The sequence below is a fragment of the Maribacter sp. R77961 genome (assembly GCF_044594925.1).
Taxonomy (GTDB): Bacteria; Bacteroidota; Bacteroidia; order Flavobacteriales; family Flavobacteriaceae; genus Maribacter.
Genome location: NZ_CP138991.1, coordinates 949,913 through 964,104 on the forward strand (window position 1 = coordinate 949,913; position 14,192 = coordinate 964,104).

Genomic DNA, 14,192 nt, shown 5'->3' on the forward strand with positions numbered 1-14,192 from the left:
ATAAGAATTTTTCATAAGAAAAAAACTACAAAAAACAAGTATTTACTTACAACTATAAAAACCCTCTTTTTCTAGCTTCTTCTATTAGCGCTAAATCATTTCCATTTTTTATACCGAAAATGGCCTTTAATTGTCGCTTTCTGGCCTCTACGGTCGTATTTGCGGAAGATATTAAAGGACCAATATCTCTGGTATTTACACCTAGGGACAAATGATAAAGTATCTTTTGATCCTGATCGTCTATAATGATAGTATTGGCCATTTTTTTTCTAATAGCCACCAACGCGCTAGACGTATAATATGGTGGACTTTTTATAACAGTCTCTACCATAGTTTTTAGCGATAATTCGTCTATTTCCGATTTTACCATATACCCATCCGGATTTACAATTTTGAAAATATTGTTAATTCTATAATTATCGCTGAAAGAGGACATAAAGACTATTTTAGAATCAGGGACAACTTTTCGCGCTAAAACACCTAAGTTTACTCCAGTTCTTGGGTCTTTAGAGCCTGCAGGAAATAGTTGAATGTCTAATAGTATAATATCATAGGGAATGGATTTAGCTGAAAGCTCAATCTTTTCCTTCGCTTTATCAAAACTTTTCGCAATTTCTACTTTTACTTCAAATCCCTCAAATTCTGAATCCTCTAGAATATACTTGTATCCCAAAGTGGTCATTTCGTGATCATCTACCGCTAAAATCCGTATGGTGTCCATTTTTTAATACAATTGGTAATAACTTAAACGTCTTGTAAAAGATCTTTAGTATTTTCTTTGAGCAAAGAATCATCTTCTAAAGGAATAAAAACCGTTATCGTTGTTCCGGTTCCGGGTTTTGAACTAATTTTCCATTTGCCCTTTAATTTATGGGTTCTTGACCTTATGTTACGCATGCCAATACCTTTTTTTTCCTTTTCGAACTTAAAACCAACCCCATCATCTCTCATCGTAACGATAAATTCATCGCCCACTCTTTCAAAGTTAACAAAGAAATTAGTACAATTCGCATGTTTTAGTGCGTTTTGTAGGGTTTCCTGTATAATGCGGTATACATTAATTTTTATATCGCCCACCAAGCTATCCCAGTCTTCGTCTTCATCATAGTTAAAGAAGGTATTAATAGGAGGGTCTCCCTTCGTTGATTGCAGTAAACCTTCTATTGAATTTACAAAATTGTGTATTCTTCTATAGGCAGAATGGCTCAGCTCATGAGATATGGAGCGAATTTCGTTTTCAACGCCTTTTAAAGCACTTATTGCGGACGAGCGCTCTGTAATAGCTTCTGAACTTGTTTTTTTATTCAGACCAGTTAGAACCATACGAGCTCCCAGCATTTTACCTAGCACCCCATCATGTAATTCCTCTGAAATCCGTTTTTGTTCCATTCGCTTCACTTCATTTACCTTTTGTTTTTGAGCAAGCATTAGGTTGAATATTTCCTCGTTGTTCTCTTGTTGTTGTTGCAGAAAACGTAGTTTTTGATTTCTTGCTCGTTGGTTGATGATGATATATACAGAAACTCCCAATAAAAAGAAACCTAAGGCAATACCCGTCCACATTTGCTTTTGTTGGTTGAGCAATTCTTTTTCTTCGGACAGCTCTATATTTTCTGCAATAAACTCGTCCGTTTCAAAGCGGATACGTGCAAATTTGTTACGAATTTTACGTTCCTCTAGTTGTAAACTATCATTTAAGTTAATATACTCTTGCGCATAGCTAGAAGCGTTTTTGGTGTCAATGTTGGCTAAAAACGCAAAGTTTTCTAAAATTCGTTTGTTGTTGTTGTTTTCTTTCGCCGCACGCATAGATTTCTCTGCCCAATTGATGCTGGCGCTAGTGTCTTTTTGCAGCAAACTCAACTCCGCCATACTGTAATACGAAGAAACCAAGCTACCTGATTCTAAACTATCGTTTATAATAATAGAACGTTTTATTTTATCTTCTGTACCTACGGTATCACCAATACGGATTTTACAAAGGGCTAAGTTATTTAGGGTTTTGGCATATAGTTTAAGGTTTATTTTATCTACATTGGGCGTACCCAATACCTCTTCAAATTTTTCGATAGCTTTATCATAGGCTCCACTTTCCCTGTAAACAATACCAACGTTGTTCTTGACCTGTAGGAGATAAAACGAATTGTTTTTTAGCTTATTGGCATAAGAAAGTGCTTCGTTGTAATAGGTTACGGCCCTAGAGTATTGTTTTAGATCTTCTGAAACTATACCTAAGTCTTTATAGGCGTTGAAAAGGTCTCGATTACTACCCGATTGCTTTAGTCGTTCAATAGCTAAAATGAGATTAGTTTCGGCACCTACGTAATCCTTAATACTTTCCTGAATACTTGATATATATAGTAGTAATTTTCCCGAATTCAAATGGTCACTTTTCTGCTCGAATATTTCCTGAGCCTCTAAGTAATTGTAATAGGCACTATCTAAAACTTTCTTTCTTCTAAAAAATACCGCTAAATCCCAGTGAGCTTCCGCCAATAGAACAGAATCATTTGTTTTGCGACCTAGATCTATTGCAGAACGGTTTATCTTTCGAAACAAAGCCGTGTCTTTCGAACGGATTCCTCTAAAAGATAGCTTAGAAATGAGTTTAAGTTTTAATTGTTGATTTTTTACTGATTTTGCATAATCATAGGCCTGTTCTAACCAATAAAAATCATCATTTGAAGTAACAGATTTATTTTGAAATGATTGTATAAGTCTATTAATACTATCATTTGTAATTTTAATTTCTATTGTTTTTTTTTCTTGTCCAAGGGCCAAATATCCTAGTAATGTTAGGAATGCCAAAAGTGTCTTTAGCTTTATGTTCTGTTCTATGTGTTTTCTGTTTAACATCTAGTACAAGATAGAAAAAAGCCCTGAAGAAAATCTTCAAGGCTTTTAATATCTTCAAAAATTAATTTTAAGTATTTTTTTCTTTTCCCCTATCATCCTCTGTTCCAGAACAATCATCACAAGCTAGCATCGTACTAATATCATTCAAAAAATCGAACTCATTCGTATTGCTATCCACTACAAAAGTAGTTACCCCAAATGCCATTGCTGCTACTGCGAAAATGCTAATTACTTTTTTCATTTTAATTTATTTTTAGGTTTGTATAATTTCTATTATACTACCAAAGTAATAAGCGTAGCAATGTAAATGCGGCAATTGGAGCGCCAACTAGTGGATGGGTGTCATCTATGAGTAAATGACTTATTTTTGAGAGAATTTATTAATTTAAGTTGGAAACCGAGTTCTGGGACAGTAGTTTTTTAAGTGCTTCCATATTCGTTCTATAGGATTTTGAAAAAGGAAGGCTTTTATTCACTTTCTTTAAAGCGCAAATTGATTTTCCAAAATTTATTCTAGAGACATAGTCCGTATTAACGATATAGCTTTGGTGAATACGCACAAAGTTTTTTGGAAGTTGTTTTTCAAATGTTTTTAATGTTTTGTAGGCGTGGGTTACCGTTCCGCCCTTCATGTGAAACTCCGTGGTATTATTATCGGCTTGTAAGTAAAGGATATCAGTTGTGTCCAAGTATTGGAAATCATTATAGGATTTAAGACATATGGTCTGGGGTGTGGTTTCTTTGGGTAGTCTTTTCCTTAACTTTAATAATGACTTTCGAATATCAAATTCATTATAAGGCTGCAACCAATAATCAAAAAAATGATTTTTAATGGCTTCATAGGCGTGCTCCTTTGTCTTGGCTATACCTATAATGATGGGAACAGTAGTAACGTACTGATGTAGTTCAACGACCATTTGAAATAGGGCAGTGGCCTTGTCGTTTAAATTGACGAAAATAATATCAGGACTATACTTTAGGATATTGTTAAGGCCATCGGATGGTGTCTTCAGGTTTCCCACACAGCTAAAGTCACCATACTCGTCCAAAAATGCCTGTAACTGCAAATTTGAGACCGCATCGGAGTCTATGATACTGTAATTATATTCCAAAATAAATAATGTTCTATAGCAAGTTAGTAATTGCATAAACTAAATTGACCTAGAAAAACCTTATAAAAATGGAGGATATTATGATAAAATGAGATTCAAAACCTAAATTGAAAGAAAAAACTTTCAAAATAGTCAGTCTTGTTCTTTGATGCTAGCTTGGTAAGCACCCAAATCTGGATTGGATGTTCGGTTCGTACCGAGAATATCTAGTGGTATTTCTGCGGAGAATAATGGATTTCCTAGGTCAATAACCTCAGCTTCAAGACCTATTCTAAAATCGTTTGTATTTGTTCCAAAATAATCTAATTCCCCGGCTAGAATTACAGTATCATAATTCGAGTTATTTTCAAAATCATACAAAGGGTTATTTTGAAACTGATTGGCAATGTCATTGAACTTTATATAACAGTTGGTGAAACTATAGTTAAAATCGTCTTCCCCGTTTGAAGTTAGCGCAAGTTCTGTGGAACCATTTCCAGAAATAATACAATTTTTGAAATCGGCCCTTGTTAAATCAGCCCCACTGTTATTGCCCAGGCTTGGGATAAAATTATCAATTTCTAAGGCAGCATCAATTCTAAACCCATTACTCCAATAGTTAGCGATAGTACTGTGGGTAAAGGAATAGTCACCACCAAGGCTACAATATAATGAGGAAGAACCCGATGAACCTAAAACCAAATTCGCTGCTTGAACAAAAGCTGTTTCCGCCCATATATTATGACTTGAGTTATTGTATATCTGACTGTTATCCATAGTTAAGGTAGGTGTCGCAAGAGTTCCATCACCCTCAATAAATAGACCAACTGTACCATTTTTGATAGTAGTATATGAAATTTTATTCGCTGTACTTCCCGCTGCTATCCAGATACCTGACCATTGCCCTGGGATATCCGAAAAACTTGGTTCTAATCGGTCACCTTCAAAAACAACCTCATTTTCCAATAGTTCTTTATCCGCGCTTAGCGCACCATTAATACTTATAGTACCACCTTCTTTGACCAATAAGCCAGAATCTTTATGAAAATGTATTCTTGCACCTGGGTCTATAACTAATTCTTTTTCTTCTGGAACAACGGCAAAACCATAGATGACATATGGTTTTTCATTAGTGAAATTTAATTGGTTATCATCAAGGTTAAAACCTTCAACTTGTATTGGATTTCCATCTTCATCAAAATCTAGGGTAATCTTTTCCGTTTCGCCGTTAGCATCCGTTTCAGGGAATAAAAATATAGCGTCCTTCACGAGTGTCACGAGCTGGACCTCCTGCATATTTATGTCATTGTCAAATTGAATTGCGTCCGTGTAGAGTAGCATATTCAAATCATTATCGGTAATATCCACTGTGGTTTCAATGAAAATAAAGAGACTATCTAAGGCATTTAGAGGTATGTCTTGAAATGTTTTACCCGCTGCACCATCCACATTTAGTCTATATGAGCTTGTTATACCGTTCTGCAGTCCAATAGACGGAATTACGATATCATCCCTAGTAGTATTATATACTTTAAGAGTATAAGTGCTACTGCCTATGTTACTAAAAACAGTGTCTAGGTAAACTGTGTCTTTAGAAAAGGAAAGATTACCTGCGCTGGGAGCGTATTCAAAATCCTTTCTACAAGAGCTGCACCATAGCAATAATGCTGTTAAAAAAAATACTAAATGAAGTTTAATGCGCAATTTTAAAGTTTTTACGAAAATATTTCTTTAATCTCTTCTGAGATTCTGATAGGCCGCAAACTTCGCCTATTGAGCAAGCACCATTCTGTATTTGAACGAACTAAAAGACTATTTGTTATGCTATTGTACATTTCAACGACACGCGTGCATTTAGCACCGCTACTTTCTTTAATGTGGGTTTTTAATAAGATAGAGTCGTTGAAAACGGCAGCAGATTTATATTCTATATGGTGGGTCATTACTACCCAGATTACTTTTTCTTGGATGTTATTTGGAGCTTTCTCGACCCAATGTTCCTTGGAGATATCCTGTATCCATTGCACATAACGTACATTGTTCACATGATTTAAATCGTCCAAATCTTCCTTGGAGACTACAATCTCCTTTTGATAGAAAGACATCTTACTTTTTGTGAATTTGAACTTCGAACAATTTATCCCAGTCCTTACCGGTCACAAAAAAAGATTTTCGTGTAGGATGGTAGGCTATTCCATTCAGTACGTTATCGGTTGCCACCCAAGTATCGGTTTTGGTTACTTTATCGCTTAATCCTCCAAAATTGATAACACCCTCTATTGCGCCACTGTTACTATCAATAATCATAACACTTGGCTTTTGGTATACATTGGCATATAATTTTCCATCCACATATTCTAGCTCATTGGCCTTATTGAACACGGATGAATTGGTTACTGTTTCAATATATCCTTCTTCAACGAGGGTTTCAGGATTCAAGGTCCATATTTTTTCTGTACCGTCGCTTTTATAAATCTTCGAACCATCGTTGGCCAAACCCCAACCTTCTCTACTTTTTCCATACTGGAAATTGTCCAGTTTTTTTAGTCCGTTTACATCATAAATGAAACCCAATCCGCTTTGCCAGGTTAATTGATATATTTTATTATTCAAGATGGTGATTCCTTCACCAAAATAGGTTTTATCTAAATCTATTTGCTGAAAGACTTTACCTGTCTTAAAATCTAACTTTCTCAAAAAGGAACGCCCCCTTTTCCCTGTACTTTCATACAAAGTATCGTTATAAAACTCTAAACCCTGTGTATAGGAATTGGTATCATGTGGATATTCATTTAATATGGTATAGGTATATATTTCTGGAGCGCTAGCGGCAAGTATTTTAATTTTTTTGGTAACACTTACGGTATTTCCTTCATAAGTTACGGTGGCCTTTAACTCTTTATTACCAAGTTTAGTAACATTAAGGTTAATCTCGTTCCCGTCTACTGGTATTTCATTTTCGTCTAGCGAATAAACGATGCTGTCTATGGTCTTATCTTTTATATTTTTTACACTTATGCCAAGCACATCATTTTGCTTAACTGTGTTGGTATTTCCTTCCAAAACAATTTCAAATAGTGATGATGGTTTTTGATTTCCACTGCCGCAAGCCATAAAAAGCAATATGATGATACTGATAAAGAAGGGTTTAAATTGGGTCATAGAAATTTTTGTTATTAAACGACGAAACAAGGTGGGTTGTTTTTAAGGTCAAAAAAACTTTAAACAGCAATTTATTCATAAAATTTAGAATGTAAAAAGGATTGGGAAAGTTTTAAAAGATTGTATATTTGCAGCTGGCAAGTCCTACACGACCAGCTCCTGTAGAATCCCCCAGGGTGGGAACGCAGCAAGGGTATATGGTTGTAGCGGTGCGATGTAGGTAGCTTGCCTTTTTTTGTGCGCAAAAGTCAAGGAATTATCTTCTTTTAAACATCAATATTTCACTATTCCATCTGTATAGTAAACTACTCTTTTTTAACTTTTTTTATAGATAGAATCATCTGAATTTAATTCATTAATTTGCAACGATAATGGAGCAGAAAGTCATACTTATAACAGGAGGTTCTTCAGGAATAGGAAGGGCGATAGGAGGGTACCTTACTTCAAAAAATTTTAAGGTATATGGCACTACGCGAAATTTAAAGAGGCATCAGGGGTTTTCTGATTTTAAGTTGTTGGAAATGGATGTTAGGAATCCAGAAAGTATCCAAAATGCCGTTTCCGAATTAATTGCAAAAGAAGCAAGATTAGATGTACTGATAAATAATGCGGGCATTGGCATTACCGGGCCTTTAGAGGAAACACCGAACCAAGAAGTTTTAAATGCATTCGACACCAATTTTAACGGGCCTTTAAATGTTATTAAAGCAGTACTTCCGCAGATGCGTATTCAAAAAGCGGGATTGATTATTAATATTACTTCTATTGCCGGATATATGGGCCTTCCCTTTAGAGGTATCTATTCCGCAACAAAAGGAGCTATGGAAGTTATTTCTGAAAGCCTGCGCATGGAAACCAAAGACTTTGGTATTCATGTAACGAGCTTAGCTCCTGGCGATTTTGCAACTAATATAGCATCAGGGCGTTATCATGCACCTATTTTAGACAATTCACCTTATAAGGAAAACTACGCCAAAACATTAAAATTAATAGATGAAGATGTAGATGGTGGGGGCAATCCTTTGTTGGTGGCGAAAAAAATTCTTAAAATAATCAATGCAAAAAAGCCCAAAGTACATTACAAAGTTGGTTCTTTTTTACAGCGCTTTTCCGTAGTGTTAAAGCGAATTTTACCAGATACCTGGTATGAGAAACTCATTTTAAATCATAGCGGTTTATAAAAGAGTCTTGGCTGGCGTAGTAAACAGTCAAAAACTTAAAGTCTTTGGTAAATATTGGAGAATGCATCAACAATAACGGCATTATCCGTTACAATACACTTGTTCATGGGATATATGACTAACTGATTGGTAATGCCTTCGTAATCGTCTGTTCTAAATTGTGTAGCAGTATCTAATTCGAAGTTTTTTATAATACCCTCCCAATTACTCTTTTCTGTTTTAATGTTGATGCCAATAAAAGTGTGGTCTTCCTTTAACTTTTCTAACTTTTTAACTCGCTTAAAAATGTTCTGATAATGATTTTTGTTCGTAGCGGACCAAAAATAGAAAACTACTTTCTTATCCTTGGAAATTTCTGGTAAAGTCGTTGTGCTTTCATCAAATGCAATTACAGATATAGTAGGTATCTCTTTTTGAGGTTGAATATTTCTTATTCCGTTGTACAAGTTTTCAATTTCCTCAATGTGCATATTATTTTGTGAAACTTTCTCAAATTCTTCTAAGAAAACCTTGTTGTTTTCTGGTGCATCGTGTTCTTTAAGTAAGTAATTAAAGGCGACATTTCTAAACAGATTATCGCGTAATTCTTTTTCAACCACCAAACTATCAATGACATGTAATTTATGTTTATTGAAATGTAATTGATTATTCACCACATCGCCCTTTATTCCGCAAGAATTGGAACAGGTCATATAAGACAGATTTCCAAAGTGCGATTTCATAAAATCGTAATAAGGTCTTAGGTAAATTAAGTTTTCGTTATTGTAGTCGATATCCTTTCGGTATTCATAAAAAGTATCGGTAATAGCGTGAATGGTATTTTCCCTAAGTTTCCTCTTGTGCTCAAAAGGATATATTTCCATGTAGCCATAATAGGTGTAATTAATACTAGCCTTAGCAATTTCATAAGCCTTATCGGACAATCCGTATTCTAACTTAATTGCATCAAGCGCTTTAATCTTGTTGGCCGCTAACACTTCAATTTCTCTTTGAAAATCATCCGCTTCATAATTGAAATACTCACTTCTAATTACCCGCTCTTCTTCCTCGTTAAGCAAAAACAGCTCTAATAAGAAATTGTTAACCTCTTCGTTTGTTCCAGAAAAAACTAGAGATTCATCAAAATCCTGAGTATTTAAACGCACCAATAAAGTGTCTCCTTTTTCAAGATAAACATATTGATATTCTGGTGCGTGGCTAAAATGGTAGAGCCCATCGTCTATCACGTCCAAATCAAACGAAAACCTATTGCTTCCGTCCAACTTAGCGGAATCGATAACGGCTCCCCCTTTGAAAAGTACTACATACTCATCCGTAGGGTTAACGATTTCACCTGTAAAAAATATGGCGTTTGACGTTGATTTGTTGGATTCACATGCAAGACAACCAAGAATAAGTAATAGAAGTAAATATCTATTCATACACAGTTTCAGTAAAATGTGTGGTAAAATTAAACAACCGACTAGTTGCACCCTGTTAATAGCTAGTTAAATGTTAGGGGTTTAAGTTATACGGTAAGTTAAAGTAGATGGAGTACTAGTTTGTTGGTTTTAGCCCTTAAAATTCTGTATTTTTGCACGGATTTTAAAAAAGTTGTCTATGTTATCTGTTTCTAATCTATCGGTTCAATTTGGAAAAAGAATTTTGTTCGATGAAGTAAATGTCTCCTTCACACAAGGCAATTGCTATGGCATAATCGGGGCCAATGGCGCAGGAAAATCCACTTTCTTGAAAATACTCGGAGGTCATATAGAACCAACATCGGGCCATGTTCATTTAGAACCAGGTAAGAGAATGTCTATTCTAGAGCAGAATCATAATGCTTCCGATGCGTTTACAGTACTTGAAACAGTCGTAAAGGGGAATAAGCCACTTTATGAAATTAAGAAGGAAATTGATGCGCTATATGCAGATTATGATGATAAAAATGCGGATAGGATAGGGGAGTTGCAGGTACAATTTGAGGAAATGAACGGTTGGAACGCTGATAGTAATGCAGCAGCCTTGCTTTCTAACTTAGGAATAAACGAAGAGCTACATTATACCATGATGGCCGATTTGGACTCAAAACTTAAAGTGCGCGTGTTATTGGCACAGGCCCTATTCGGAAGTCCGGATGTGCTAATTATGGATGAACCTACCAATGACCTGGATTATGAGACCATCAACTGGTTAGAGAATTTTTTAGCTGATTATGAAAATACGGTTATCGTCGTTTCCCATGACCGTCACTTCTTAGATACTGTTTGTACACATATAGGAGATATAGATTTTGGAAAGTTAAATCTCTATTCCGGAAATTATACTTTTTGGTATGAAAGTAGTCAATTGGCAGCAAGGCAAAGAGCACAGCAAAACAAAAAATCAGAAGAGAAGGCGAAGGAATTACAGGAGTTTATTATGCGATTTAGCGCAAACGTAGCTAAAAGTAAGCAGGCAACCTCTAGAAAGAAAATGTTGTCTAAACTTAAGGTAGATGATATAAAACCTTCTAGCCGAAGATACCCGGCCATTATTTTTGATAGGGAACGTGAGGCTGGCGATCAAATATTGAATGTAGAAGGACTCTCGGCTACTTCTGATGATGGCGATTTATTATTTGAAAACATCAATTTAAACCTTGCTAAAGGAGATAAGGTCGCTATTATCTCTAGAGATTCTAGGGCAACTACTGCTTTTTACGAAATAATCAATGGTAATAAAAAGGCTGACAAGGGTACTTTTCAATGGGGTGTTACCACCACGCAATCCTACCTTCCTGCAGATAATTCCCATTTCTTTACCAGTAACAATAATTTGGTAGACTGGTTACGGCAATGGGCCAAAACCGAAGAAGAGCGAGAAGAGGTTTATATAAGAGGATTTTTAGGTAAAATGCTATTTAGCGGTGAAGAGGCGCTAAAGAAATGTACGGTTCTTTCTGGTGGAGAAAAGGTAAGATGTATGCTAAGTAGAATGATGATGCTTAGGGCTAATGTTTTAATGCTAGATGAGCCAACGAATCACCTCGACTTAGAAAGTATTACAGCGTTCAATAATTCTTTGAAAAATTTCAAGGGAACGGTAATGTTTACAACACATGACCATGAATTTGCACAAACCGTCGCCAATAGAATAGTAGAATTGACCCCAAAAGGCAACATTGACCGCTATTCCACGTTTGATGAGTATATGTCTGACAAGGCATTAAAGGAGCAGCGCAGTAAAATGTATACTGTTCCCGCATAATAGAAGTTGAACCCAAATTCTTGCTTTTATGAAAACCTACACCTTCGCGGTCGGCTTTATGCTGACGGTCCTTTTCGTTGCTTGCAGTAAAACTTCGGATGAATCTACAAGCGAAAACACGAACTTTAGCAGTTCGGACTATGGTATATTATTACAAGGTTCTACAGAATTGAATAGCACGCTTCTTAGTTTTGATGGAAGTGAATTACAATTGAGCGAAGCACAAAATGGATTTACTGGAATCGAAATACCGGAAATAAGTTATCGGGATAAATACGAATATAGTTTTTATAAGAAGACAGGAAATTGCGCAGGTGAAGTTTTGGTGTACGATTTTAAGAAAAATTTGGAAACCTCATTTTCGGTTTTTTCAGATCTAGGGATGTGTAACCTTACCATAGGAAGTATCGCCCATGATGATGATACCGTATTTTTATCCTATATGATTGAGTCTACAGGGAAGGAAAAGAAATATTTCATACGTTTCATTGATAAGAATTCAGGAAATTTCGTTTATGAAGATATAGAAATACCAATGCCACCGACTCAAATGGTTGCCTCGAACGATCGGCTATTCGTCTTAATGGTCGATTTAGGAAATACGGAAGAAAATTACGTTTCCGTAATACAAAAATCAACAAAGGAAACGATTCATGAAATGGGGCTAGGTATGGATGTTGGTACAATGTTCGTTAAACCGGACGGCAATATTATAATTAGTTATCCTACGCTTCATACTACTTTGGACTCAAATAATTTAACTGTAGCTTATACCCAATATGGGGAGGGTGCCCAGCCCATGTTTTTCAATTCAATGGCAATTTCTTTTGATGCCTCCGAAAAGATGTACTACACTATGAAAACAAGCGATGGCGGAAGAATACCAGCAGTATATAATTTTGACACTAGTACAGCGGTACTATATTATTTTGAGAATTTTTTGACTACCGCTCAACTCGATGTTGAATATAATGTTGACTATACTACTGCCGTCGGTTATGACCAAAAGAATGATTTAATTCTTGTAGGCTATAAAAAGAAAGGACAAGAAAATGAAGGTGGCATTTTAAGAATTTCACCTGCTCCTGATTTCTCGTTTATTGACAACTATGACCTTATCGGAGTTCCTTTGGCAATTTTCGATTTGTAATGCATATACCTGTGGTCTCAAACATTGAAATATTTACTATTCCAAATTGCAGGATTGAAATTTTTCCCTAAAGCAAAGCCATAAAATATTACTACGGACGCTATACATTTGAACATAAAGAAATATATAATCCAAAATTCTACCGCGGAATCAGATTTTGAGAATAAACCGTTGGGAACTAACAGAGTTACCAAGTAGCTTATCGCTAATACAAGGGCAGTTAAATTCACAATGTTTTTAAAAGGCCACATAAGCGCTTTTCTCAAGGGATGTAAATCATTACCCCACTGATGTATCAGATAAAAATAATTGTTCGCTATAGGAGCAAAAAGTAAAGGATCGTCTTTGTCCTCTAATTTAAAAAGCTTAGACGGGGCAATTATTTTAAAACCTTTCAACTCTAGGTCATGCTCGTTCTCCAAAGATTTTATTTTAGATAGGGCCTCTACTGGGATTTCCCCCTTAAAATATTTAGAATCTAAAAATCGTAACCTGTAGTTTATACAGATGTTCTTGATTTCATCAATATGAAATATTCTAGAAGTTTCCAGAAGGTCAAAGTCAAAGTTATTTACAGGCGTGTGTTTACCTTTTGCAATATTTTGTGCTATTCGGTCATGATTGGCATCTACTTCTCTTAGGATATCATGAACCTGTGATAATATTTCAGTTTCCGACCTGGAATGCTTTAATCTTTCCAGGTTCAGTTTTTCCCGAACATTCGTTTTACGTAGTAACATTTTTCTTTTCTTTTAGCAATTGTATCAAAGTTAGCCAATAAAAGATTTCAATGAAATTCTGTTTAACATTCTAAAATGTTAAAATTATGTTAAATTAATTGACGTGGTTGAATTAAATGCGTGGCTTTGAGTCCAAGATTGTATATTGTCGATGAAAGTGAACCTTTGAACGAACACTAGGTTTCCTGCCCCTTATTTAGAACCGTGATTATGAAAAAATGGACATCCCCCATGTCGCTATGCTTGGTATTCATTGCCTTAATGTGTAGTGCTCAAGAAGAGCTTCAAGTAGCCTCGCTCAGTGATTTTAACTCCTATAAAATGGATGTTCAGAAATCCATTATTTCGAATACGGAATCATCTTCTAGACTAAGTAGGTTGTTATCGGCACTTCGTGCATCCGATATGGACGATGTATTGGGATACGACGGTCAATTTACTGTTTTTGCCCCTTCTAATATGGCATTTGAGAAACTTCCGGAAGTCACAGTTGCTTGGTTAATGAATCCCTTGAACAAGACAAAACTGAAAGCCGTAATGTCTTATCATATTATCGCAGGTAAGCTTTCGGCTTCTAAGATTTTGAAAGCCATGTGCAGAGGTAATGGTGTAGCAACATTCACTACAGTGCAAGGTGAAAAGATTACAGCAACCATGAATGGTTTAGATATTATTCTAACGGATATTTTTGGTCATAAAGCGAAAATTACCTTGGCCGATTCTAACCATAGCAATGGTGTTATACATGAAATTGATAGTGTATTTATGCCAGTGAAGCTTTAAA

The 14,192-nt window shown here is 35.6% G+C and carries 13 protein-coding genes and 1 other RNA gene; 5 read left to right on the plus strand and 9 right to left on the minus strand.

Annotated elements, in window-relative coordinates; translation table 11 throughout:
* Window positions 1-52: 52 nt before the first annotated feature.
* The 7 genes from SJY09_RS04065 to SJY09_RS04095 form a co-directional block, all read right to left on the minus strand.
* On the minus strand, window positions 53-721 hold the full coding sequence (locus tag SJY09_RS04065) for a histidine kinase (RefSeq protein WP_396637682.1): 669 nt from the start codon (window positions 719-721) through the stop codon (window positions 53-55).
* 23 nt (window positions 722-744) lie between these two features.
* Window positions 745-2,856 (minus strand): tetratricopeptide repeat protein, encoded by a 2,112-nt coding sequence (locus SJY09_RS04070; RefSeq protein WP_396637683.1) that lies wholly within the window; start codon window positions 2,854-2,856, stop codon window positions 745-747.
* A gap of 67 nt (window positions 2,857-2,923) precedes the next feature.
* Window positions 2,924-3,097 carry a hypothetical protein gene (locus SJY09_RS04075; RefSeq protein ID WP_396637684.1) on the minus strand — a complete coding sequence of 58 codons (174 nt, stop codon included), beginning with the start codon at window positions 3,095-3,097 and terminating at the stop codon, window positions 2,924-2,926.
* A 139-nt stretch (window positions 3,098-3,236) separates the two neighbouring features.
* Entirely contained in the window at window positions 3,237-4,004 is a 768-nt protein-coding gene (locus SJY09_RS04080) for a LytR/AlgR family response regulator transcription factor (RefSeq protein WP_396637685.1), read from the minus strand.
* 96 nt (window positions 4,005-4,100) lie between these two features.
* On the minus strand, window positions 4,101-5,651 hold the full coding sequence (locus SJY09_RS04085; RefSeq protein WP_396637686.1) for a hypothetical protein: 1,551 nt from the start codon (window positions 5,649-5,651) through the stop codon (window positions 4,101-4,103).
* An 11-nt stretch (window positions 5,652-5,662) separates the two neighbouring features.
* The gene (locus SJY09_RS04090; protein WP_396637687.1) at window positions 5,663-6,052 is read right to left on the minus strand and encodes an acyl-CoA thioesterase; all 390 of its coding nucleotides are present in this window, start codon (window positions 6,050-6,052) and stop codon (window positions 5,663-5,665) included.
* 1 nt (window position 6,053) lies between these two features.
* The gene (locus tag SJY09_RS04095; protein ID WP_396637688.1) at window positions 6,054-7,109 is read right to left on the minus strand and encodes a glutaminyl-peptide cyclotransferase; all 1,056 of its coding nucleotides are present in this window, start codon (window positions 7,107-7,109) and stop codon (window positions 6,054-6,056) included.
* Between the two features lie 135 nt (window positions 7,110-7,244).
* Here SJY09_RS04095 and ffs point away from each other — a divergent pair.
* Both ffs and SJY09_RS04105 read left to right on the plus strand, forming a co-directional pair.
* Window positions 7,245-7,343, plus strand: an RNA gene (gene ffs / locus SJY09_RS04100) — signal recognition particle sRNA small type.
* 137 nt (window positions 7,344-7,480) lie between these two features.
* On the plus strand, window positions 7,481-8,290 hold the full coding sequence (locus SJY09_RS04105) for an SDR family oxidoreductase (RefSeq protein WP_396637689.1): 810 nt from the start codon (window positions 7,481-7,483) through the stop codon (window positions 8,288-8,290).
* A gap of 35 nt (window positions 8,291-8,325) precedes the next feature.
* Here the strand turns inward: SJY09_RS04105 and SJY09_RS04110 are convergent, their stop codons facing one another.
* Complete coding sequence (locus tag SJY09_RS04110) at window positions 8,326-9,711, minus strand: transaldolase (protein WP_396637690.1); 1,386 nt, start codon at window positions 9,709-9,711, stop codon at window positions 8,326-8,328.
* 178 nt (window positions 9,712-9,889) lie between these two features.
* Here SJY09_RS04110 and SJY09_RS04115 point away from each other — a divergent pair, with 178 nt between their 5' ends.
* Both SJY09_RS04115 and SJY09_RS04120 read left to right on the plus strand, forming a co-directional pair.
* A complete protein-coding gene (locus tag SJY09_RS04115) occupies window positions 9,890-11,518 on the plus strand; it encodes an ABC-F family ATP-binding cassette domain-containing protein (RefSeq protein ID WP_396637691.1) in 1,629 nt (542 codons plus the stop codon).
* A 28-nt stretch (window positions 11,519-11,546) separates the two neighbouring features.
* Window positions 11,547-12,668, plus strand: coding sequence for a hypothetical protein (locus SJY09_RS04120; RefSeq protein WP_396637692.1), 1,122 nt, complete (start codon window positions 11,547-11,549; stop codon window positions 12,666-12,668).
* Between the two features lie 17 nt (window positions 12,669-12,685).
* Here the strand turns inward: SJY09_RS04120 and SJY09_RS04125 are convergent, their stop codons facing one another.
* Window positions 12,686-13,408 (minus strand): hypothetical protein, encoded by a 723-nt coding sequence (locus SJY09_RS04125; protein ID WP_396637693.1) that lies wholly within the window; start codon window positions 13,406-13,408, stop codon window positions 12,686-12,688.
* 210 nt (window positions 13,409-13,618) lie between these two features.
* Between SJY09_RS04125 and SJY09_RS04130 the strand changes: the two genes are divergently transcribed.
* On the plus strand, window positions 13,619-14,191 hold the full coding sequence (locus SJY09_RS04130) for a fasciclin domain-containing protein (RefSeq protein ID WP_396637694.1): 573 nt from the start codon (window positions 13,619-13,621) through the stop codon (window positions 14,189-14,191).
* Window position 14,192 lies beyond the last annotated feature (1 nt).

Excerpts from the sequence above, each read along its gene's own strand:
- SJY09_RS04065 (WP_396637682.1), bottom strand. The coding sequence starts at position 721 with ATGGACACCATACGGATTTTAGCGGTAGATGATCACGAAATGACCACT.
- SJY09_RS04130 (WP_396637694.1), top strand. The coding sequence starts at position 13,619 with ATGAAAAAATGGACATCCCCCATGTCGCTATGCTTGGTATTCATTGCC.
- SJY09_RS04115 (WP_396637691.1), top strand. The coding sequence starts at position 9,890 with ATGTTATCTGTTTCTAATCTATCGGTTCAATTTGGAAAAAGAATTTTG.
- SJY09_RS04105 (WP_396637689.1), top strand. The coding sequence starts at position 7,481 with ATGGAGCAGAAAGTCATACTTATAACAGGAGGTTCTTCAGGAATAGGA.
- SJY09_RS04075 (WP_396637684.1), bottom strand. The coding sequence starts at position 3,097 with ATGAAAAAAGTAATTAGCATTTTCGCAGTAGCAGCAATGGCATTTGGG.
- SJY09_RS04125 (WP_396637693.1), bottom strand. The coding sequence starts at position 13,408 with ATGTTACTACGTAAAACGAATGTTCGGGAAAAACTGAACCTGGAAAGA.
- SJY09_RS04095 (WP_396637688.1), bottom strand. The coding sequence starts at position 7,109 with ATGACCCAATTTAAACCCTTCTTTATCAGTATCATCATATTGCTTTTT.
- SJY09_RS04110 (WP_396637690.1), bottom strand. The coding sequence starts at position 9,711 with ATGAATAGATATTTACTTCTATTACTTATTCTTGGTTGTCTTGCATGT.
- SJY09_RS04070 (WP_396637683.1), bottom strand. The coding sequence starts at position 2,856 with ATGTTAAACAGAAAACACATAGAACAGAACATAAAGCTAAAGACACTT.
- SJY09_RS04120 (WP_396637692.1), top strand. The coding sequence starts at position 11,547 with ATGAAAACCTACACCTTCGCGGTCGGCTTTATGCTGACGGTCCTTTTC.
- SJY09_RS04090 (WP_396637687.1), bottom strand. The coding sequence starts at position 6,052 with ATGTCTTTCTATCAAAAGGAGATTGTAGTCTCCAAGGAAGATTTGGAC.
- SJY09_RS04080 (WP_396637685.1), bottom strand. The coding sequence starts at position 4,004 with ATGCAATTACTAACTTGCTATAGAACATTATTTATTTTGGAATATAAT.